General features: G+C 70.8%; 18 protein-coding genes. 13 read left to right on the forward strand and 5 right to left on the reverse strand.

Annotated features, from left to right (window positions below):
• Positions 1-309: 309 nt before the first annotated feature.
• Positions 310-516, reverse strand: a complete 207-nt coding sequence (locus AB0C25_RS29020; protein ID WP_357377269.1) for a ribbon-helix-helix protein, CopG family — start codon at positions 514-516, stop codon at positions 310-312.
• A 201-nt stretch (positions 517-717) separates the two neighbouring features.
• Positions 718-1,197: a methylated-DNA--[protein]-cysteine S-methyltransferase gene (locus AB0C25_RS29025; RefSeq protein WP_357377270.1), complete on the reverse strand. Its 480-nt coding sequence runs from the start codon at positions 1,195-1,197 to the stop codon at positions 718-720.
• Positions 1,198-1,266: 69 nt separating this feature from the next.
• On the opposite strand from AB0C25_RS29025, the gene AB0C25_RS29030 reads away from it, so the two are divergent.
• From AB0C25_RS29030 to AB0C25_RS29045, 4 genes are read left to right on the forward strand one after another with little or no spacing between them, the layout of a single operon-like run.
• Positions 1,267-1,785 carry a SigE family RNA polymerase sigma factor gene (locus AB0C25_RS29030; RefSeq protein ID WP_357377271.1) on the forward strand — a complete coding sequence of 173 codons (519 nt, stop codon included), beginning with the start codon at positions 1,267-1,269 and terminating at the stop codon, positions 1,783-1,785.
• Positions 1,782-2,897, forward strand: a complete 1,116-nt coding sequence (locus AB0C25_RS29035) for a hypothetical protein (RefSeq protein ID WP_357377272.1) — start codon at positions 1,782-1,784, stop codon at positions 2,895-2,897. The genes AB0C25_RS29030 and AB0C25_RS29035 overlap by 4 nt, the downstream gene beginning before the upstream one ends.
• 41 nt (positions 2,898-2,938) lie before the next feature.
• Positions 2,939-3,460, forward strand: coding sequence for a hypothetical protein (locus AB0C25_RS29040; protein WP_357377377.1), 522 nt, complete (start codon positions 2,939-2,941; stop codon positions 3,458-3,460).
• A gap of 29 nt (positions 3,461-3,489) precedes the next feature.
• On the forward strand, positions 3,490-5,022 hold the full coding sequence (locus tag AB0C25_RS29045) for an SPFH domain-containing protein (protein ID WP_357377273.1): 1,533 nt from the start codon (positions 3,490-3,492) through the stop codon (positions 5,020-5,022).
• A gap of 100 nt (positions 5,023-5,122) precedes the next feature.
• Here AB0C25_RS29045 and AB0C25_RS29050 read toward each other — a convergent pair whose 3' ends face one another.
• Positions 5,123-6,583 (reverse strand): CCA tRNA nucleotidyltransferase, encoded by a 1,461-nt coding sequence (locus tag AB0C25_RS29050; RefSeq protein ID WP_357377274.1) that lies wholly within the window; start codon positions 6,581-6,583, stop codon positions 5,123-5,125.
• A 126-nt stretch (positions 6,584-6,709) separates the two neighbouring features.
• Between AB0C25_RS29050 and murJ the strand changes: the two genes are divergently transcribed.
• The 7 genes from murJ to AB0C25_RS29085 all read left to right on the forward strand — a co-directional run bounded on the left by murJ (position 6,710) and on the right by AB0C25_RS29085 (position 15,060).
• Positions 6,710-8,449: a murein biosynthesis integral membrane protein MurJ gene (gene murJ / locus AB0C25_RS29055; protein WP_357377275.1), complete on the forward strand. Its 1,740-nt coding sequence runs from the start codon at positions 6,710-6,712 to the stop codon at positions 8,447-8,449.
• A gap of 445 nt (positions 8,450-8,894) precedes the next feature.
• Positions 8,895-10,502: a protein kinase family protein gene (locus AB0C25_RS29060; RefSeq protein ID WP_357377276.1), complete on the forward strand. Its 1,608-nt coding sequence runs from the start codon at positions 8,895-8,897 to the stop codon at positions 10,500-10,502.
• Positions 10,503-10,545: 43 nt separating this feature from the next.
• Positions 10,546-11,262: an RNA polymerase sigma factor SigM gene (gene sigM / locus AB0C25_RS29065; protein WP_357377379.1), complete on the forward strand. Its 717-nt coding sequence runs from the start codon at positions 10,546-10,548 to the stop codon at positions 11,260-11,262.
• The gene (locus AB0C25_RS29070) at positions 11,259-12,245 is read left to right on the forward strand and encodes a hypothetical protein (RefSeq protein ID WP_357377277.1); all 987 of its coding nucleotides are present in this window, start codon (positions 11,259-11,261) and stop codon (positions 12,243-12,245) included. Before sigM ends, AB0C25_RS29070 begins: the two co-directional genes overlap by 4 nt.
• A 182-nt stretch (positions 12,246-12,427) precedes the next feature.
• Entirely contained in the window at positions 12,428-13,378 is a 951-nt protein-coding gene (gene trxB / locus AB0C25_RS29075) for a thioredoxin-disulfide reductase (RefSeq protein WP_357242963.1), read from the forward strand.
• Between the two features lie 31 nt (positions 13,379-13,409).
• Positions 13,410-13,733, forward strand: coding sequence for a thioredoxin (gene trxA / locus AB0C25_RS29080; RefSeq protein WP_053651673.1), 324 nt, complete (start codon positions 13,410-13,412; stop codon positions 13,731-13,733).
• Positions 13,734-13,896: 163 nt separating this feature from the next.
• Entirely contained in the window at positions 13,897-15,060 is a 1,164-nt protein-coding gene (locus AB0C25_RS29085; RefSeq protein WP_357377278.1) for an N-acetylmuramoyl-L-alanine amidase, read from the forward strand.
• 16 nt (positions 15,061-15,076) lie between these two features.
• Here AB0C25_RS29085 and AB0C25_RS29090 read toward each other — a convergent pair whose 3' ends face one another.
• A complete protein-coding gene (locus AB0C25_RS29090; protein ID WP_357377279.1) occupies positions 15,077-15,742 on the reverse strand; it encodes a GNAT family N-acetyltransferase in 666 nt (221 codons plus the stop codon).
• A 295-nt stretch (positions 15,743-16,037) separates the two neighbouring features.
• Between AB0C25_RS29090 and AB0C25_RS29095 the strand changes: the two genes are divergently transcribed.
• Both AB0C25_RS29095 and AB0C25_RS29100 read left to right on the forward strand, forming a co-directional pair.
• On the forward strand, positions 16,038-17,354 hold the full coding sequence (locus AB0C25_RS29095; RefSeq protein WP_357377280.1) for a PLP-dependent aminotransferase family protein: 1,317 nt from the start codon (positions 16,038-16,040) through the stop codon (positions 17,352-17,354).
• 7 nt (positions 17,355-17,361) lie between these two features.
• Positions 17,362-18,366, forward strand: coding sequence for a D-alanine--D-alanine ligase (locus AB0C25_RS29100; RefSeq protein ID WP_357377281.1), 1,005 nt, complete (start codon positions 17,362-17,364; stop codon positions 18,364-18,366).
• Positions 18,367-18,571: 205 nt separating this feature from the next.
• Here the strand turns inward: AB0C25_RS29100 and AB0C25_RS29105 are convergent, their stop codons facing one another.
• Entirely contained in the window at positions 18,572-19,573 is a 1,002-nt protein-coding gene (locus tag AB0C25_RS29105) for a hypothetical protein (RefSeq protein ID WP_357377381.1), read from the reverse strand.
• Positions 19,574-20,795: the final 1,222 nt, after the last annotated feature.

A 20,795-nucleotide genomic window follows, 5' to 3' on the forward strand; every position in this document is an offset into this window, starting at 1 on the left:
TCGTACGGACCAAGGAGATACGACGTCAGCGAGCGACCAACACGATTTTCAGCCCGGAACGGGCCGCATCGCCAGAGGCGACAGGGACTAACCCCGCGTTCCACAGGTCGAGTGGGCGCCAGAGCATGATCCCGTGAAGCAGAGCGGCAGCCTGGTCAAGCGAGGTCGGATAGACCTGACCGCTCAGCAGTTGGGCGTGTGGTCGAGCGGCAGCCGCAAACAAGATGCCTCCGTCCCGCACGATCGTCTGCGGACCGGTGCACTGCGCCAGCAGGAGCAAAAGGTCCTCGGCGTCCGGCCACCCCTGCCTCACCGGTCACCCAGCATCTCGTAGAACTCCGCATTGCGCTCCTCCACCCGCCGGACGGCCTGGCGGGTCCACTCGTTGCGCTCCTGACGTTCGAGGTACTCCTGGATCGCCACCTCCACGGTCTTGTGCATGGACCGCCGCTCGGCCTCGGCAAGCTCCTTGAGGCGCTGTTCGACTTCGGGCTTGAGCGTCAGGGTGAAGGCCATACCACTTTTGTATAACTCCTCCGGTGGCACGTCAACCACGCTTGGCACTGCTTCTACCTCCTCGCTTGCTGATCTCGGCTGCCGCTGGCAAGCCGCGCACCGATCAACGGCAGAACGCGAAAGTCAGACGCGGAGGACGGGGCATCGCAATGTGTAACAGCCGTCACATGTTCATCCGATGCGGAGGTCGTCCGACGCAGGTCAGGACCAGGCGTGTCGCAGGGCTACTCCGGCTTCCAACTCCAGCAGCTTGACCTTGCGGGGCAGACCCCCACCGAAGCCGACCAGCTTGCCGCCCGCGCCGACGATCCGGTGACACGGCACGATCACCGGGACCGGGTTGCGGTTGCAGGCCACGCCCACCGCCCGTGCCGCTCCCGGATCACCGACCAGGCGCGCCACCTCGCCGTACGTCAGCGTCTCGCCGTACGGAATGCGAGTCATCTCCCGCCACACCGCCCGCTCGAACGCCGAGCCGCCCGGCTGCGACATCGGCACCGTGAACGCGGTCAGCTCACCGGCGAAGTACGCCCGTAACTCGGCGACGGCCTGCCGGGCGGTGTCGTCGCCGGCTTCGTCGGTCGCCGACTCCACCCTGCCGAAATGCGCCGCACGAACACCCTCGGCCCCGGTGCCGACCGAGAACTCTCCGATCGGCGAGTCGAGCACAGTCCACCTCATCCCGACATTGTCCCGCGCGGTGAGGCAAAGTTTCCTGTCCGCCGGGCGTCTGAGCCACGGAGGTGGACGGTGGCGGAGATCGACGGGGAGTTCACCATGTTCGTTCGGGAGCGGGGTGCCGCTCTGCTGCGCGTCGCGTACGCGCTGGCCGGCAATCAGTACGCGGCGGAGGACCTGCTGCAGAACGCGCTGGCCAAGGCGTACGCCCGCTGGCCGCGGATCAGGGGTGACGCCGAGCCGTATGTGAAGCGCATCCTCTACCACGATCAGGTATCCGGCTGGCGTCGACGGGCACGGCGCGTGGAGGTGCCCGTGGCCGAGTTGCCGGAGCGGCCGGCGGACCGCGACGGCGGCCAAGAGGCCGACCTGCGGTTGCTGCTGCTGGAGGCGCTGCGGGCGCTGCCACCTCGGCAGCGGGCCGTGCTGACCCTGCGCTACCTGGAGGACCTGAGCGTCGAGCAGACCGCGACGCTGCTCGGCTGCCGTGCCGGCACGGTGGCCAGCCAGAGTGCCAAGGCACTGGCACGGCTCCGGCGCCTGGTACCAGGGCTGGACGAGCTGAGCAGCCGCTCGGAGGTGACCCGATGACCGCGCGACTGGACGAGACGCTCCGCAGGGCCGTACGCGACCTCGCCGACGGTGCCGCGCCCGCTCCGGACCTCGCCGTCCGCGCGATCGGTCGGGGTCGCCGGCTGCGTCGTCGGCGGCGGCTGACCGCCGGCGCGGCCGCCCTGGTCGCGGTCGCCGGGGTGGTCGTGCCGTTCGTGCTGCTCCGGCCCCGCCCGGCCCCGCTCCCCGCGACGCCACCGGCGACGCCGCCCGCGACCGCCAGCCCGTCGCCGTCGGTCCGGCCCACCCCCGGTGCGAACTGGACCGTTGCGCCCCTGGTCCTGCCGGGCGACTGGGTGGTGACCCGGGCACAGCTCACCGGTGGGTCGGGCAACGGCTTTCTGCTGGACCGGAGCCAGGGCCGGGGCCGCTACGTTGCCACCGACCGCTACGACGGTATCTATCCCGCGCCGACCGGCTCGCTGGTCGCCGTCGTCGAGGAGGACCGTCCACGCGAGGTCGGTCTGATCGACCTGGCCACCCGCAAGACCCGCTGGCACCAGGTCGGCCGCGCCCTGACCCGCCCGGCCTGGTCACCGGACGGTCGGCGTCTGCTGTTCACCACCGACCAGAGGGATCACTTCGGCTTCGTCGTCGTCGAGCCGGACGGCACGAAGCGCACCTACCCGGTGTCCCGGCAGCGCTACTTCTGCACCGACTACTGCTTCTTCGTCTGGACGCGGGACGGCCGGGAGGTGGCACTGCAGCAGACCGCCCAGGGCAAGGCCCGGTCCGAGTCGGCCCGCCACCCACGCAGCGGCGTGCAGATGTTCTCCGCCGAGAACGGCCTACCGACCCGATTCGAGCCGCTCCCCGGTGACCCGGCCGGGCCGTGGGCCTGGTCGCCGGACGGCACCCTGGCGGTCGTCCAGGGCCAGCAGGAGCCGCTGTTGGTGGAGACGGCCACCGGGCGGGTTGTCAACCCGCTGCCCACCGCCGACGTCACCTGGGTCGGCGGCGACCGGCTGCTCTATCGGCCGCCGGACGAGTCGGGCGACTTCGTGCTCGCCGACACGGCGGGTCGTGAGCTGATCCGCCAGCCACTGCCCGAACAGTTGGCCGAGTTGGAGGTGAGCGTGGCGCCACGCTGAGCCGTTCGGCCGATCATCGACTTTTGCGCGACGCCGATACCGTGCGGGTCGTGGCCACGGGAACGCTCATCTTTCTGATCATCGGCGGGGCGGGTGTCGGGGTTCTGGCGCTCGCCCTGCTCGGCAGCGAGCTGCTGCACTTCGGGCACGCCGACGTGGACGGGCCGATCTCCACCGAGACGGTCGCGGGGTTCGCCGGCGCGTTCGGGTTCGGCGGGGCGATCGTGAACGAGCTGCTCGGTGCGCGTACCCCTGCGCTGATCGCGGGCGCAGCGGCCGGTGGCCTGCTCGCGGCCGTGCCCGCCGCGTGGTTGGCGTCCCGACTGAGCCGGGCGGCGCGGAACATGCGCACCGACCCCACCCCCACCCGCGACGACCTGGTCGGCGCGCTCGGCCTGGTCGTGACCCCGGTGCCGGCCGAGGGCTACGGCGAGGTCCGGGTACGCCTCGCCGGCCAACCGGTGAAACTCAGCGCCCGCGCGGACCAGCCGATTCCGCTCGGCGCCCAGGTCTTCGTCGTGCAGGCGCTCAGCGAGACGAGCGTGCACGTCGAGACCTACTGATCTCCTCCTCGTAGACGGGAATTCCTTACATGGCTCTGCTCATCGCCATCGGTGGCGCGGTTGTCCTCGCGCTCATCCTGGTGCTCTTCGTGCTCTCCCGGATCAAGGTGGCCGGGCCGAACGAGGCGTTCATCGTCACCGGCCGCAAGGGCCGCACCACGCAGACCGCCGACGGCGGCCGGTCGACCGACAACTCCGGGCAGAAGGTCGTGCTGGGCGCCTCGGTCTTCGTACTGCCGGTGGTGCAGAAGCTCCAGTCGCTCGACCTGTCCAGCCGCCGGATCGACGTCGGCATCCGGGGCGCGGTCAGCAAGCAGGGCATCCGCGCCGACCTGCACGGCGTGGCGATCGTCAAGGTCGGCGGGACCGAGGACGCGATCCGGGCGGCGGCGCAGCGGTTCCTGCACCAACAGGACGAGATCGACAACTTCACCCGGGAGGTGCTGGCCGGCGCGCTGCGTTCGATCGTCGGCCGACTCACCGTCGAGGAGGTCATCCGGGACCGGGCGGCGTTCGCCAGCGCGGTCGCCGAGGAGGCCGAGCACTCGATGACCAACCAGGGTCTCGTGCTGGACACCTTCCAGCTCCAGGACATCCTCGCCGAAGGCTCCTACCTGCAGGACCTGGGCCGGCCCGAGGCCGCCCGGGTGCTCAAGGACGCGGCCATCGCCGAGGCACGCGCCCGCCAGCAGGCGGAGCAGGAACGCCTCCTCGCCGAGGAGGCCATCGCGGAGGCCAACCGGAACCTGGCCCTGAAGCAGGCCGGCATCCAGGCCGAGATCGACGCGGCGAAGGCGAAGTCCGCCGCCGCCGGGCCGCTCGCCCAGGCGGAGCGGGACCAGGCGATCCTCTCCGAGCAGCAGAAGGTCGCCGAGCGCAACGCCGAACTCAAGCAGCGCCAACTGGACACCGAGGTACGCAAGCCCGCCGACGCGGCCCGGTACAAGGTGGAGCAGGAGGCCGAGGCGTCCCGCGCGGCGGCGGTGCTGCACGCCGACGCGCAGCGGCAGTCGGTCATCGCGGCCGCGCAGGCCTCCGCCGAGCAGGCGCGGCTCACCGGTGAGGGCGAGCGGGCCCGGCGTGCCGCGCTCGCCGAGGCGAACGCGATCGAGGGCGCCAAGGAGGGCGAGGCCGAGCAGCGCCGCCGTTCCGCGATCGCCGAGGCGGTGGAGCGGGAGGGTCAGGCCGAGGCGGCGGCCATCCTGGCCAGGGGCGAGGCCGAGGCGGACGCGATGGCGCGCAAGGCCGAGGCGTTCGCCGCGTACGGGGAGGCGGCGGTGTTGGACCTGCTGGTCAAGGTGCTGCCGCAGGTGGTGGAGGCGGCCAGCGCGCCGATCGGGGCGATCGACAAGATGACTGTCATCTCGACCGACGGCGCGTCGTCGCTGACGAAGTCGGTGGCCGGCAACGTGGCCCAGGGGCTCCAACTCGGCAGTGACCTGACCGGGATCGACCTGGCCGGTCTGCTGGGCCGCCTCGGTGCGGCGTCGACCCCGGCCGGCAACGGCGCGTCCGCCGGCAAGGGCGCTTCCGTGGACGGGACGGCCGTCGAGACCCGCTGACACGGAAGACCAGAAGCCGTAAAGATCTTGGAAGGAAGGCGCCCCTCCGGGGGCACTTTCCTTCCAAGATCTTCCGCAACAGGCCAGCCGGCGGGCCGGGTTAGGTGATCAGGCCCTCGGCGCGGGCCCAGCGCAGCAGCTCCGCCTCGGCCGCATCGCGGTCCAGCGGGCCGTGCTCCAGGCGCTGCTCCTTGAGGTGCTTCCAGGCCCGCCCGACGACCGGCCCCGGCGGTACGCCGAGCAACTCCATGATCGCGTTACCGTCCAGGTCGGGGCGGACCCGGGCCAGATCCTCCTCGGCCTCGATCCGGGCGATCCGCTCCTCCAGCGCGTCGTAGTCCGCCGCGAGCTGGGCGGCCTTGCGCCGGTTACGGGTCGTGCAGTCCGAGCGGGTCAACTTGTGCAACCGGGGCAGCAGGTCACCGGCATCGGCGACGTAGCGACGCACCGCCGAGTCGGTCCACTCACCCCGCCCGTACCCGTAGAAACGCAGGTGCAGCGCGACGAGCGCGGTCACCTTCGCGGTGACGTCCTTCGGGTACCGCATCGCCTTCATCCGGGCCTTGGTCAGCCGGGCGCCGACCACCTCGTGGTGGTGGAAACTGACCCGACCGTCGGACCCGACCGCCTTCGTCGCCGGCTTGCCCGCGTCGTGCAGGAGGGCGGCCATCCGCAGGATGAAGTCGCAGCCCTCCTCCTCGTAGGAGACCGCGTTCTCGACGACCGTCAGGGTGTGCTCGTAGACGTCCTTGTGCTGGGCGTGCTCGTCGATCTCCAGCTTCAGACCGGTCAGCTCCGGCAGGAACCGCTCGGCCAGGCCGGTGTCGACGAGCAGCCGCAGCCCGGTGATCGGGTCCGTGCCGCAGAGCAGCTTGGTGAACTCGTCCCGGATCCGCTCGGCGGTGATCCGGTCCAGGTCGGCGGCCATCGCACTCATCGCCAGGTGCACGTCCGGGTGCACGGCGAAGCGCAACTGGGCGGCGAACCGGGCGGCCCGCAGCATCCGCAACGGGTCGTCGCCGAACGACTCACCCGGGGTGCTCGGAGTCCGGATCACCTTGGCCGAGATGTCCTCCAGGCCGCCGTGCGGGTCGGTGAAACGGTGCTCCGGCAGGCTGACCGCCATCGCGTTGATCGTGAAGTCGCGCCGCTTGAGGTCCTCGTCGAGGCTGGTGCCGTACACCACCACCGGATTGCGGCTGACCTGGTCGTACGACTCGGCCCGGAAGGTGGTGATCTCCAACCGGAGGCCGTCGCGCTGCGCGCCGATGGTGCCGAACTCCCGGCCGGTCTCCCAGATCGACTCGGCCCAGCCCTTGAGGATCCGCAGCGTCTCGTCCGGGTGCGCGTCGGTGCAGAAGTCGAGGTCGTCACCGAGTCGACCGAGCAGGGCATCCCGCACCGAACCGCCCACCAGGTGCAACTCGTGACCGGCGCGGACGAACCGGCGGCCCAACTCGTCGGCGACCGGGGAGACCCGGAGCAGTTCGGCGACGGCGTTGCGCTGCGCGGCGGTGAGTTCGCGGCGGTCGGCGGCGTGGGGAGCGGAGGCGTCGGACATGGGATCCCCAGCCTATCGGGCCGAGGTGTGATCCGATCCGCCGGGCGTGGGTAACGGGTGGGGGTTGACTATGGTCTGTGGGGTGCGGGTCGGTGTCCGACTCGACGTACCCCTGGGAGGCTGGAGATGAGCGGCGGGCTCTACCGCAGCGCCAACGCCACGCCGGACGGTAACGTGCCGCCGGCTGACGGGGCGATCTTCATCTCCGCGGAGCCGCTGAACCAGCCCGGCGTGGAGGCCACGGCGCCCCCGCCCGAGGTCGTCGGCGAAACCAGTGCCGCCGCGAACAGCGCGGTCATGGCGATCGGCAGCCTGGTGAGCCGGGGCACCGGCTTCATCCGGAACCTGATGATCGGTGCCGCCCTCGGCAACCTGATCGGCAACGCCTACACGACAGCCATCTTCCTCCCCAACCAGGTGTACGAGTTCCTGCTCGGCGGGGTGCTGACCAGCGTGCTGATCCCGGTGCTGGTCCGTCGACGCAAGAGCGACGCGGACCGGGGCGAGGCGTACGCCCAACGGCTGCTCAGCCTCGCGGTGTTGGCGCTGGCGGTGGCGGCCCTGCTCGCCGTGGCGTCGGCGTCCTGGCTGACCGCCATCTACGCCAGCGGCAAGGACCAGGCCTACACCGAGCTGATCACGCGCCTGTCGTGGCTGGTCCTGCCGATGCTGTTCTTCACCGGCGTCAGCGCGTTGATCGCCGCGGTCCTGAACACCCGGGGGCACTTCGCCGCGCCGATGTGGGCGCCCATCCTCAACAACCTCGTGGTGATCGGCGTCTTCGGTCTCTACATCCTGGTCTACGGGGCGAAGGGACTGCAGCCGGACGACATGGGCCTCGGCCGGATTCTGCTGGTGGGTGGCGGCACCCTGCTCGGCGTGGCGGTGCAGACCGCCGGTCTGCTGCCGGCACTGCGCAAGGTCGGCTTCCGCTGGAAGTGGCGGTTCGACTTCCGCGAGCTGGGGCTGCGCGAGCTGGCCAAGCTCGGCGCCTGGATGTTCTGCTACGTGGCCGTCAACCAGCTCGGCCTCTTCGTGGTGGTCAACCTCCTCACCCGCGCTGCGGGCACGGACCAGGCCGGCATCCTGATCTACAACAACGTCTTCCTGCTGCTGATGATGGCGCACGGCATCATCGCCGTCTCGATCATCACCGCGCTGATGCCCCGGATGGCCGCGGCGGCAGCGGACGGACGGTTCCACGACGTCACCGCCGACCTCTCCCGGGGTGTCCGGATGGTGACAGCGGTGCTCGCGCCGATCGCCGTCTGCTACGCCGTGCTGTCCACCCCGATCTCGGTCGTGGTCTTCCGGTACGGCGCGTTCACCGCCGAGAACGCGACGGCGACGTCCACCGTTCTGCTGGCCGCCGCGCTCGCCCTGGTGCCGTTCGCGATCAGTCAGCTCTTCACCTTCGCCTTCTACGCGCTGCCGGACACCCGCACCCCAGCCCTGATCAACATCCCGGTGGTGGCGCTGCGGGTCGGCGTACAGATCGTGCTGTTCGCCGCCTTCGCCGCGCACTTCGCGGCCGCCGGGATGATGATCGGCAACGCGGTCTCGTACGTGGCGGCGGCGGTCGCCTCCGCCTGGTTGCTGCGGCCCCGGGTCGGCCGGATCGGGCTGGGCGGCATCATGCGCACCCTCGGCCGGGTCGTGGTCGCCGCACTCGGCGCGGCACTTGTCGGATGGTTGGTGATCAGCCTGCTACCCGGCGGCGACCGGCCAAGTTGGATCGAGGCGGCCATCCAACTCGTCATCGGCGGCGCGGTGATCGGCGGCAGCTACCTGGGTCTGGCCACGCTGCTGCGGATCGGCGAGATCACCGAGGTGGTCGGCATGGTCCGCCGCCGCCTCGGTCGCTGACCGACAGTGATCGATTACAAAAAGTTTGTGTACACACGGAACGTGACCACGGATCACCAGGCTGGGGACACAGCTGTGGATAACTCCGCGATTCGCCGGTCAACCACCGCATCAGCCTGTGGATAACCAACCGTACGGCTGAGCGTGGCAAGCCGATCGGCGGGAACAGGCACGGTGGCGGGAGCGCCACACCAGCCCAGCCCCGGCGTCGGTTACTTGCGGTGAAGCCGTAGATTAGCTAGTACATGTGCCAGCAACGTGGCTGACAACGGTCGTAACCGGACGAGTTCTTCGACTGCCGGAAGCCCGTCGTGTACGGCGGGAAGATGACATGTCGGGGAGACGGGCAACCCGGGTAAGGTCGCTCTCGACGGGTACGGCAGGGGCCGACGCTGCGCGTCGACACCGGTCGGCCGGTTCCTTCAACGGCAGAGCGGGAAGCCACATGCCCAGCAGTGCGGGTCCATCGATCGACACGATCACCGAGGGAGGACGGGTGACCCAGGTCGGCGAGGGTCAGGAGGCGGACGAAAGCGCTCCTCCGGTCATGACCTTCGGTGCTCCCACGGCCGGTGAAGTCCTCGCCGAGCGGTACGAGCTGGTTGAGCACATCAACAACGACAGCGCGGGTCGGCTGGTCTGGCGCGGGGTCGACGTCATCCTGCGCCGTCCCGTCGCGGTGGTGCTGCGCTACCCGGGTGGCGACTCCGCCACCGAGATGCTCCAGGCCGCCGTCGCGGCGAGCCGGGTCATCCACCCCAACCTGGTCGGCGTCTACGACGCGATCGACGAGGCCGAGCGGGCGTACGTGGTGCGCGAGTGGGTCGACGGGCAGTCCCTGCGCGACCTGGCGGCCGACGGCCCCCTGGACCCGGCCCGCGCCACCGCGATCGGTAACGCCGTCGCGAGTGCCCTCGCCGCCGTGCACGCCACCGGCATGGTCCACGGCAACGTCCACCCCGGCACCGTCATGATCAGTGACGAGGGCCGCGTGGTCCTGGCCGACGCACGCACCGACGGCGCGGACAGCCAGGAGAACGACATCCGGGCGGTCGGCGGCATCCTCTACTTCGCCCTCACCGGCTCGTGGCCGCACGCCGAGGCGCCGCTGCACGGCGCCACCGCCGGTCACGGCCGGGCCGCCATCCCGGACGCCGTTCGGGACGCCGGTGGTGGCATCGCGGCACCACGTCAGGTCCGGGCGGGCGTGCCCGCGTACCTGGACGACCTGACCATGGATCTGCTCGACGCCGAGATCGCGCCGCCGTCCTCCGATGTGCTCGCCGCCGAGCTGGCCCGACTGGACGTGCCGGCCGAGGAGGAGCACTACCTCGAAAACAGCGGCCCGCTGCGGTTCGCCGGCGAGACCGGCGAAGAGCCGTCGCCGTTGGCCGCAGCCGGTGGTCGTAAGGTCGCCATCGGCATCGCCGGCCTGCTGGCGGTGGCTCTGGTCGGTCTGCTGATCGGGATCAGCACGCTCGGCGACAAGGAGCCACAGACCGGCCAGGGTCCCGCGCCATCGTCGAGCGCCCCGGCCAGCGATTCCACTCCGGCCGCCGCCACGGTCCGCAAGCTGCCCGTCAAGGGTGTTCGGATCATCGACCCGGACAGCCAGATGCGCGATGAGCTGGGCGGAGCCGACAAGGTGATCGACGGCGACCCGGACAAGGGCTGGGGCACCGACACGTACACGGCCGCCAAGTTCGGCAACCAGAAGCAGGGCATGGGGATCTGGCTGGATCTCGGCGCGCCACACACCGTCAAGTCGGTGCAGGCGGTCCTGTCGGCCCGCGGCGCCTCCGCCCAGCTCCTCACCGGCACCGTCAACCCGCCGTCGACCTCCAACGGCGACAAGCAACTGATCGCCAACTACAAGACCGAGAAGACCACCATCGGGCAGCCCTTCGAGGACCACGACGGCACCACGATGGCGTTCGACGGCTTCGACGCCGACGCGAAATACCAGTACCTGCTGTTCTGGATCACCGAGTTGCCGGCCAGCGAGCGGGGCTTCCAGGTCGACGTCGAGGAGATCACGGTCCAGGGGTCGTGATCCCGGCATCTCCGCCGTGGCACCGCATCCGCAGGACGTGGTGATGGACGGGCGCGCCGCCGCTTCGGATCTGGAGCTGCTGCGCGCCCACGTCGACGGCGACCGGCAGGCCTTCGCCGAGCTGTTCCACAGGCACCGCGACCGGCTCTGGGCGGTCGCCCTGCGTACGCTCGGCGACCGTGAAGAGGCCGCCGACGCACTCCAGGACGCGCTGCTCAACGCGCACCGGGCGGCCGCCCGCTTCCGCGGTGACTCCGCCGTCACCACCTGGTTGCACCGGATCGTGGTGAACGCCTGCCTGGATCGGATCCGTCGCCGACAGGCACACCCCACCGTGCCGCTGCCGGACGGCAACCGTGCGGGGGACGGCTCGGGCACCGGCGCGATCGAGCCGATCGCGCCCGCACCGGACCACGACACCGCGCTCGTGGTCCGCGAGGCGCTGGCCGCGCTGCCCCTCGAGCAACGTGCCGCGCTGGTGCTGGTGGACGTGCAGGGCTACGCGGTCGCCGAGGTCGCCCGCATCCTCGGTGTCGCCGAGGGCACGGTGAAGAGCAGGTGCGCCCGGGGGCGGGCGCGGCTGGCCGTGCTGCTCGGGCATCTTCGGCCCGCCCGCACCTCGCCGCCGTCGGCCCGACCGGACCCACCCGGCCCGACCAGGGAGGTGCCGGGCGTCACGCCGGGGAACCCAGGCCCGGCCGAGGGCGTCGGATCGGGATCGGGCCGGTACCGGCGGGACGCCAACCAGGAGGACACGTGACGACCGAGGGGTTCCGGGAGGTCGACGACGACCTCCTCGCTGACTACCTCGGCGGGGCGTTGGACGGCACCCCGCAGCAGGAGGAAGTCGCCCGGCTGGTGTCCACGGACCCGGCCTGGGCCGAGGCGTACGCGCTGCTGGCACCCGCGCTCGCGGAGGTCCACGCGGACCTGGGCCGCTGGGCCGAGCCGTCGCCGCGGATGCCGCAGGCGATCTTCGACCGTCTCACCACCGCGCTTGTCGACGCGGAGCCGATGGTGGAAGACACCACGACCGACGAGGCTGCCGACGTCGACCGCCCCACGACATCGCCTGTCGTACCGGTGCAGGGCGGGTCCGGTCGATGGGCAGCCATCCCCGTACCGGCCCGTTCTGGTCGCCGGGCGTCCACCGGCCCAGGTCGTCGGATCGGTTGGGTACGCCGTGGCACGCCGGTGGCCGCCGCCGTGATTGCCGTCGTCGCGCTCGCGCTGGGTCTCAACCAGCTGTCGATGCGCGCGGGCGACGACTCCGGCACCATCGCCATTGAACGGCACCCGGCCAACGCGCCCGGGGACGCCGCGGCGGCCCGCACCACCGGCCCGACGCTGCGCAGCGGTACGGACTACACCCCGCAGACCCTCGGCAACGCGCCGAACGCCGACCGGCAGACCACGCCCGGCCGGACGAGCGGTGCCGCCCCCGGCTCCCAGCCGGGCGTGGCCACCGAGCAGGAGCGACGCTCGTCGCCCGACGGGCTGGACCAGTTGGCCCGGCTGACCACCGAGGCGGCACTGAGCACCTGCCTGGCCGAGGTGACGGCGGAACACGGATCCGCTCCGCTGGCGGTCGAAGTGATCGACTACGCGCGTTTCCAGGGCGAGCAGACGCTGATCATCCGTTTCACCGACGCGACCGGGGCCCGCTGGGCCTGGGTGAGCGGCCCGGAGTGCGGAGTGCCGGGGTCCGGCGCGGACAGCCGGTATTCGGCGCGGGTAGGGTGAATCCACGGTCATCGGCACGATGACCACCCACGTGACCTGACCCACCAGATGCCCGTCTCGGGAATCCCCGCTTCGTACGATGACGTTCTGGAAGTCAGCTGTCGACCCCACCCAGGCGTCGGCAACTCGGATCAGCACCGGTGCGCTCACCGACGCTGAACACACACACTCGGGAGACGGCAGTGGACGAGGTCCGCAACCTGATCATCATCGGCTCCGGGCCGGCCGGCTACACCGCGGCGGTCTACGCCGCACGCGCCAACCTGAAGCCCCTGATCATCGAGGGCGTGCAGTCCGGTGGTGCCCTGATGACCACCACCGAGGTGGAAAACTTCCCCGGCTTCGCCGACGGCATCCTCGGCCCCGAGCTGATGGACAACATGCGCAAGCAGGCCGAGCGGTTCGGTGCCGAGTTCCTCACCGACGACGTGACCCGGGTCGAGCTGGTGGACACCGGCGACGCCGGTTCCGGCGCGGTGAGCACCGTGTGGGTCGGCGAGACCGCCTATCGGGCCCGATCCATCATCCTCTCCACCGGTTCGGCCTGGCGTCCGCTGGGCGTGCCCGGTGAGCAGGAGTTCCTCGGCCACGGCGTCTCCTCCTGCGCCACCTGCGACGGCTTCTTCTTCCGCAACCAGCACATCGTGGTCGTCGGCGGCGGCGACTCGGCGATGGAGGAGGCGAGCTTCCTCACCCGCTTCGCCGAGTCGGTCACCATCATCCACCGTCGCGACTCGTTCCGGGCCAGCAAGATCATGGCCGAGCGGGCGTTGAGCAACGAGAAGATCAAGGTCGAGTGGAACAGCGCCGTCGAGGAGATCCTGGGCGACGACGGCAAGGTCACCGGCGTACGGGTCCGCAACGTGCACACCGGTGACACCAAGGTGTTGGACGTGACAGGTGTCTTCGTGGCCATCGGTCACGACCCCCGCAGCGAGCTCTTCCGTGGTCAGGTCGACATGGACGACGAGGGCTACGTGAAGGTCCAGGCCCCCGGCACCCGCACCAACGTGCCCGGCGTCTTCGCCGCCGGCGACCTGGTCGACCACACCTACCGTCAGGCGATCACCGCGGCCGGCACCGGCTGTGCCGCCGCGCTCGACGCCGAACGGTTCATCGCGACGCTCAGCTGAAACAAGTAACACATCCCGGAGGAGGGGCACAGTGGGAAATACCAAGGCGGTCACCGACAAGAGCTTCGTCGCTGACGTACTGCAGGCCGACAAGCCGGTTCTGGTGGACTTCTGGGCCGAGTGGTGCGGCCCCTGCCGCAAGGTGTCGCCACTGCTCGAGGAGATCGCCGGCGAGATGGGCGACCGGGTCAGCATCGTCAAGCTCAACATCGACGAGAACCCGGAGACCGCACGCGCCTACCGGGTCATGTCGGTGCCGACGCTCACCGTGTTCAAGAACGGCCAGCCGGTGCAGTCGATCGCTGGCGCCAAGCCGAAGGGCGAACTGGTCCGGCTCATCGAATCGGCTCTCTGACCAGCAGAAACATTCACCGAACCCCGTACCCGCTCGTCGGGTGCGGGGTTCGGTGTCTTTCCGGCCGACGTTTTTCCCGGCCGTGCCACCTCGCCACCCCGGAACGCATAGCCTCAACCCTGGGCCGCCCGGCCAGCCAGTGTCGTGCAGAGGGGGTCGTGCCGTGCGTCCGATCCGATCCGGTGACCGGGGACCCGCGGTCACGGAGATCCGCAGCATCCTGACCGGCCTCGACCTGCTCACCGCCGCCGGACCGGCCGCCGAAGAATTCGACCTCGACACCGAGCGGGCGGTCCGCGCGTTCCAGCAGTCCCGGGGCCTCAGCGTGGACGGCCGGGTCGGGGCGGAAACCTGGCGCGCCCTGGACGCCGCCCGCTGGCGGCTCGGCGCCCGCACCCTCTACCACGCGGTCCCCGACCCGCTCACCGGCGAGGACGTGCGGTCACTGCAGGAGCGGCTGCTGGAGATGGGGTACGACGTGGGCCGGGCGGACGCCACCTACGGCATCCGAACGTCCCGGGCGGTCGCCCAGTTCCAGCGTGAGGTCGGCCTCGCCCCGGACGGATCCTGCGGCCCACACACCATGAACGCGTTGCGCCGGATCGGCCGCAAGGTCGTCGGTGGCCGACCGCAGTGGCTGCGCGAGTCCGACGCGATCCGGCAGTCCGGGCCGGCGTTGGTCGGCAAGACGGTGGTCGTCGACCCCGGACACGGCGGCACCGACCCCGGGATGGTGGTGCCCGACGGGTCGCTGCGCTGGACGGAGGCGGACCTGGTGCATGACCTGGCCAGCCGGCTGGAGGGACGACTCGCCGCGACCGGGGTACGGGTGCAGCTCACCCGCGGCCCGTCGCCCGACAGATGTCTGCCGGACACCGACCGGGCACTGCTCGCCAACTCGCTGGGCGCCGACGTGTTCATCTCGCTGCACCTGGACGGCCACGCCAACCCCGACGCGGAGGGCGTCGCCACCTACCACTACGGCACCGACAACGGCGTGACGTCGGCGACCGGTGAACGCCTGGCCGGGCTGGTGCAGCGGGAGATCGTGGCCCGCACGGGGCTCCGGGACTGCCGTACCCATGCCAAGACCTGGGACCTGCTGCGGCTGACACGGATGCCGGCCGTCCGGGTCGAGGTCGGCTACCTCACCTCGCCCACGGACCGCGCCCAACTTGTCGACCCGCGTTTCCGCGACCGGGTGGTGGAGGCGATCGTGGCGGCGGTGCAGCGGATGTACTACCCGATCGAACGGGACGTGCCCACCGGCTCGCTCGACGTCAGCGAACTGCGGGCCGTCGTCACCGCCGGCACGGTGGTCGACTGACCCGCCGGTTCGGCGATCAGGTGTGGGTGGAACGGGTGGCGGGAGCGGGACGGACCGGGCGAAGCAGCGTCTCCGGGCTCATCGAGCCGAGCAGCTTCTCCAGCGCGTACTCGACGTCGGACTTCCAGCTCAACGCGGTCCGCAGTTCGAGGCGCAGCCGGGGGAAACGCGGATGCGGACGGACGGTCTTGAACCCCACGGAGAGGAAGAAGTCGACAGGTGCCACGCAACCGCCCACGGGGTCGTCCGCGTCGCCGAACTTGGCGTCGCCGAACGCCTCGATGGCCTTGATCCCCCGCTTGGTCAGGTCCCGGGCGACACCCTGCACCAGCATCCGGCCCAGCCCGCCACCAGCGAACGCGGCGACCACGTTGGCGGTCATCAGCAGTGCCGCGTCAGCGGAGACCGGTGAGGTCGGGAACGCCATCGAGCGGGGCACGTAGGCGGGCGGCGCGTACGTCACGAAACCCGCAGGCATGCCGTCGACGTACGCGAGTTTGCCGCAGGAACCCCACTCCAGCAGCGTCTGGGAGACCCACGCCTCCTTCTCCAGGCCCGGATCACCGGCGGCGCAGGCCCGGTCCGCGGAGACCGGATCAAGCTCCCAGTAGACGCACTGCCGGCACGGGCGAGGAAGGTCTTCCAGGGTGTCGAGGGTCAGGCTGACCAGACGTCGCGACATATGGCGCATCCCCACAATAGGCTCGGTGGTAGGAGCGGCACGCAACGACAGCGCCGCTTTCCTGCTCCGACGAGCGATCGTACGCCGCCGATCGGCGATCCGGGAGGGGACGCGCAGATGCCCACCACATCGGGGGACGCCGACGAGGGTCCGCCATGTGGTCGATCCGCTTCGGTACGGCGACGACGCGACACCTGCGGATTAGGATCGACAATCGGTGTCCCTTCCGCCATGGTCATCAGGGGATGGGGTACCCCGGGGCGGCAGCCACCCGAGCAGCGATCGAGGTGAGGTCATGACCGGCACGACACTCGACGACTACACCGACCGGTACGCCCGGCGGGTCCGCGGAATGACCGCCTCCGAGATCCGAGCACTGTTCGCGGTCGCCAGCCGTCCAGAGGTCGTCTCGCTCGCCGGTGGCGCACCGTACATCGCCGCCCTTCCGCTGGACGCGGTCGGTGAGATGCTCGGCCGGCTCGGCTCGGAGCACGGCGTGACCACCCTCCAGTACGGCATCGGCCAGGGCACCCTCGAACTGCGTGAGCGGATCTGCGAGGTGATGTCGCTCTCTGGGATCGACGCCGCGTGTGGTGCCTCCCCCGAGGACGTCGTGGTCACCGTCGGCGGGCAGCAGGCACTTGACCTGGTGGCCCGACTCTTCCTCGACCCGGGTGACGTGGTGCTCGCCGAGGGGCCGACGTACGTCGGTGCGCTCGGGGTGTTCCAGGCCGCCCAGGCGCAGGTCGTGCACGTGCCGATGGACGCGGACGGGCTGATTCCGGAGGCGCTGGAGGCGGTCATCGCCGACCTGGCCCGTGCCGGCCGGCGGGTGAAGTTCCTCTACACGATCCCCACCTACCAGAACCCGACCGGCGTGACGCTCAGCGAGGAACGCCGCGAACGGGTGCTCGACATCTGTGAGAGCGCCGGCCTGCTCGTCGTCGAGGACGACCCGTACGGTCAGTTGGGGTTCGAGGGTGACGCGCCGGCGCCCCTGCGGGCCCGTCGTCGGGACGGGGTCTTCTACCTCAGCACCTTCTCCAAGACCTTCGCCCCCGGCCTGCGGGTCGGCTGGATCCTGGCGCCGCACGCGGTCCGCGACAAGCTGGTCATCGCCAGCGAGGCGCAGATCCTCTGCCCCAGCAGTTACGCCCAGGCCGCGGTCTCCACGTACCTGGGCACGATGCCCTGGCGGCAGCAACTCAAGGTCTATCGCGAGGTCTACCGGGAACGCCGGGACGCGCTGCTCGACGCGATGACGGACCTGATGCCCGAGGGCACCAGCTGGACCACGCCGGCCGGTGGTCTCTTCGTGTGGGCCACCCTGCCCGACGGGCTCGACTCGAAGGCGATGATGCCCCGCGCGGTCGCCGCCCGGGTCGCCTACGTGCCCGGCACCGGCTTCTACGCCGACGGCACCGGCACCGGCGCGATGCGCCTGAACTTCAGCTTCCCGCCGCCGGAGCGAATCCGCGAGGGCGTCCGCCGGCTGGCCGGTGTGATGGAGCAGGAGATCGCGATGCGCCGGGTCTTCGGCGCCGTGGGTGGCGGCGCCACCGGCCGACGCGGCCAGGCCGGCTCCGACGTGCCAGGACCCGACTTGGCATGATGCCGGCATGGGTACGACCGCCGCCGAGCGCCTCCTCGTGACCGATCCCGCCATTCCGGCCGACCTGCGGGTCGTCGTGCTCGCCGGTGGACTCTCCTACGAACGGGACGTGTCACTGCGCTCCGGTCGCCGGGTGCTCGACGCGCTGCGCGCCATCGGCGTGGAAGCCGAGCTGCGGGACGCCGACGTGGCCCTGCTGCCGGCGCTGGCCGCCGACCCGCCGGACGCGGTCGTCATCGCACTGCACGGTGCCACCGGTGAAGACGGATCGCTGCGCGGTGTGCTGGACCTGTGCGACATCCCGTACGTCGGCTGTGACGCCCGAGCCTCCCGGGTCGCCTGGGACAAGCCGTCGGCCAAGGCGGTGCTCCGCGAGAACGGCATCCCCACCCCGGACTGGGTGGCCCTCCCACACGACCGCTTCTCCGAGCTCGGCGCGGTCGCCGTACTGGATCGGATCGTCGACCGACTGAGCCTGCCGCTGATGGTGAAGCCCGCACAGGGCGGATCGGGACTGGGAGGCGCGGTGGTCCGGGAGGCTGCGGCGTTGCCCGCCGCGATGGTGGGCTGCTTCGCGTACGACTCCACCGCTCTGGTGGAGCGGTACGTGCCCGGGATGGACGTCGCGGTCTCCGTGATCGACCTGGGCAACGGACCACAGGCGCTGCCACCTGTCGAGATCGTGCCGCGCAACGGCGTGTACGACTACGCGGCCCGCTACACGGCCGGGCGCACCACCTGGCACGCTCCCGCCCGGTTGGACCCGGAGGTGTCCGCCACCGTCGCCGACGTGGCCCTCGCCGCGCACACCGCGCTCGGCCTGCGGGACCTGTCGCGGGTCGACATGATCGTGGACGCTGCTGGGCAGCCGCACGTGTTGGAGGTCAACGTCTCGCCGGGCATGACCGAGACGTCTCTACTGCCACTCGCCGTGCAGGCAACGGGGCTGGACTTCGGCCGACTCCTCGGCACCCTGGTCGCCCGAGCGGCGGCCCGCGTCACCACTGCCTGACCCACTCGCCACCGTCTCGGTGCGGCACCGCTCGCGGGCCGAACCGTCGCGGTGCGGCAGCGCTCGCAGGCCGAACCGTCGCGGTGCGGCAGCGCTCGCGGGCCGAACCGTCGCGGTGCGGCAGCGCTCGCGGGCCGACCACGAGGTTTGCGCGGTTGCCGCGAGCCCGGACCGCCGCCGCGCCACCCTCGTGGTCGGTCCCCGCTCAGGGAGCCTTACGTACGTCGGGTGCGTCCGGGCCGTTGCCGTGCACGGGTGCGGCAGATGAAGCACTCGCAGTGCGGGTGTCCGCAGTGGCGCTGTTCGGGGTTTCGCCGTCCGGGGTGGCTCTGGGGGCGGTCTCGTTGGCCCCGCTGAGGGCGGCCTCGACATCGGTGCTGCCCGCCCGCTCACGAAGGGCTGCGGCACCGCTGAGGTCTGCGGACCCGCCGGGAGCCGACTCCTCGGTACCAACGGCGCCGGCTGCTGAGGTACCTGATGTGGGCTCGCCGGTTGCTGGGGTGCCGGTTGCTGGGGTGCCGGTTGCTGGGGTGCCGGTTGCTGGGGTGCCGACTGCTGGGGCGGTGGTTGCGCCGGTTGGCTCGTTGCTGGCGGATGCCAATCGAGCGGATCCACCCGTCGGCGGTTCGGTGTCGACCGACGAGCCAGTGTCCGAGCCCAGGACGACGGGACCGCCTGCGGATGCTCCGTCACCGTCGTTTTGATCGGCGCTGGCGTCGGGCTCCGGCACTGGTTCCGGGATTTCCTCTGCTGCCTCGATGACCGAGGCTGCCAAAGCTGCCTCCGCCGATGCTGCCTGCGCGGCGGCAGCGGCGTCCGCAGCGGCGGACTGGGCCAGCAGACTGGACGGTGCCTGCCACTGAATCCGGGGTGGCTCGGCAAGCGGACGGCCGCCGAACTCGGCAAGCCAGGCCGCGACGAGCGCCAGATTCTCCCGCCACTGCGCCTCGGAGATCGGCGGCAGGATCGAATCCCACAGCGACAGGAAGGTGCCCCGCAACTGGAGGCGACCGTACGGCCGGGCGAGGAACCACATGTGCAGGTGGGCCGAGCCGTCTCCCCACCGGTTGACGTGCACCCGCGCCACACCGTCGAGCGACCTGATGGCCCGTTCCAGCCGTACGGTCATCACGCCCAGCTCGGCGGCGAGCAGGTTCGGCAGGTCGCCGAGGTCGAGGTGGGTTCGCGATTCCAGGATGAGCACCATGGGCAGGCCGGTGGGTCGGTCCATGGCACGGACCCGCCACCGCTCGCCGACCCAGATATAGGCCTCGTCGGGTGCGTTGCAGGCGGTGCATTCCCGGAGACCCTCGCCCTTCCGGGGCGGCTCGACCGGGACCGGATCATCGAGTTGCTTCACGTGGAGGTCCCCCTCGAAGGGAAACGACGGCCACTGCGTGAAGTCCGGGACTGAGGGAGGGGTGTCGTGCACGACGCTGACCCTAACCGAGTCTGGCACCGCTGTCCCTACCTGTTTGACCGCTCCCGACCGACCAGATCAGTGCCCTCGGTCGGCCACGTGTGCCACGTCACCACCGCGCGACGAACCGATATCCACAGGCTGCCGAGATCCCCAACACAGGCCGTCATCCACAGGCTCACACCCGCTCTCACGCGCTGTTTCACGTGAAACAGGGGGTGCCTGTGGACAAAGGGTGTGGATAACTTTTCGGCCGGTCGGTCGTTGTCCGCGGGTCGCTGAACGCGTGGCAGCAACTGCTCGACAGCGCCGGCCGGATCCGGCCGAACTGCCGTCCGTTGCCGCTGCGGAAGCTGACCGGAGCAACCGCCTACGCCGGCCGCTGGGCGCCGGCAGTCCCGGCGTCGGTTTCGGCGGCGGATAGGTCGTCGACACCCACGGAGAAGACGAGGGTTACGGCGGGCACCGGAGGCGATCTCCGTGCCCTGCTGTCGCCCCTGGGGCACGTCCACGAAGACACATCGCTGCGAGGCCGCCGCGCTTCCACCCGGCGAGCCCAGCCGAGTGCTGACAGTCCTGCGTGGCTCAAGGGACGTGGGATAGCGCCAGTCGCCCGACGCCGCGTCCACGCCTCGGGGAGAGGAGGCCCGCGATCACGCGCGTGGAACGAGCCGCCTCCGCGGAGGACCGACGATCCGTGGCCTATCAGCAGACGTCGGAAGCCGCCAGAGATCGGGGGAACGCGAGGCAGCACCCAAACGACGACGATGGAGGTGCCCGGCCGAGCGTCAAGCACCAACGATCCGACCCCTCCGGCGAACCTCGGGCACCAACGGGCTGGAAGCTCCCACCCCACGGTCATGAACGACGCCGGATGCCCCGCCGAGCCTCATGCACCGACGGCCGGATGCCGGCGCCGAGCCTCATGCACCGCCGACCGCATGCCCCGTCGAACCTCGGAGCACCGACGGCCGCATGCCCCGTCGAACCTCAGAGCACCGACGGCCGC

The organism is Micromonospora sp. NPDC048839, from assembly GCF_040649915.1.
Lineage (GTDB): Bacteria > Actinomycetota > Actinomycetes > Mycobacteriales > Micromonosporaceae > Micromonospora.

Excerpts from the sequence above, each read along its gene's own strand:
- AB0C25_RS29095 (WP_357377280.1), top strand. The coding sequence starts at position 16,038 with ATGACCGGCACGACACTCGACGACTACACCGACCGGTACGCCCGGCGG.
- AB0C25_RS29050 (WP_357377274.1), bottom strand. The coding sequence starts at position 6,583 with ATGTCCGACGCCTCCGCTCCCCACGCCGCCGACCGCCGCGAACTCACC.
- murJ (WP_357377275.1), top strand. The coding sequence starts at position 6,710 with ATGAGCGGCGGGCTCTACCGCAGCGCCAACGCCACGCCGGACGGTAAC.
- AB0C25_RS29090 (WP_357377279.1), bottom strand. The coding sequence starts at position 15,742 with ATGTCGCGACGTCTGGTCAGCCTGACCCTCGACACCCTGGAAGACCTT.
- AB0C25_RS29020 (WP_357377269.1), bottom strand. The coding sequence starts at position 516 with ATGGCCTTCACCCTGACGCTCAAGCCCGAAGTCGAACAGCGCCTCAAG.
- AB0C25_RS29060 (WP_357377276.1), top strand. The coding sequence starts at position 8,895 with ATGCCCAGCAGTGCGGGTCCATCGATCGACACGATCACCGAGGGAGGA.
- AB0C25_RS29105 (WP_357377381.1), bottom strand. The coding sequence starts at position 19,573 with ATGGTGCTCATCCTGGAATCGCGAACCCACCTCGACCTCGGCGACCTG.
- sigM (WP_357377379.1), top strand. The coding sequence starts at position 10,546 with ATGGACGGGCGCGCCGCCGCTTCGGATCTGGAGCTGCTGCGCGCCCAC.
- AB0C25_RS29025 (WP_357377270.1), bottom strand. The coding sequence starts at position 1,197 with ATGAGGTGGACTGTGCTCGACTCGCCGATCGGAGAGTTCTCGGTCGGC.
- AB0C25_RS29045 (WP_357377273.1), top strand. The coding sequence starts at position 3,490 with ATGGCTCTGCTCATCGCCATCGGTGGCGCGGTTGTCCTCGCGCTCATC.
- AB0C25_RS29035 (WP_357377272.1), top strand. The coding sequence starts at position 1,782 with ATGACCGCGCGACTGGACGAGACGCTCCGCAGGGCCGTACGCGACCTC.
- AB0C25_RS29100 (WP_357377281.1), top strand. The coding sequence starts at position 17,362 with ATGGGTACGACCGCCGCCGAGCGCCTCCTCGTGACCGATCCCGCCATT.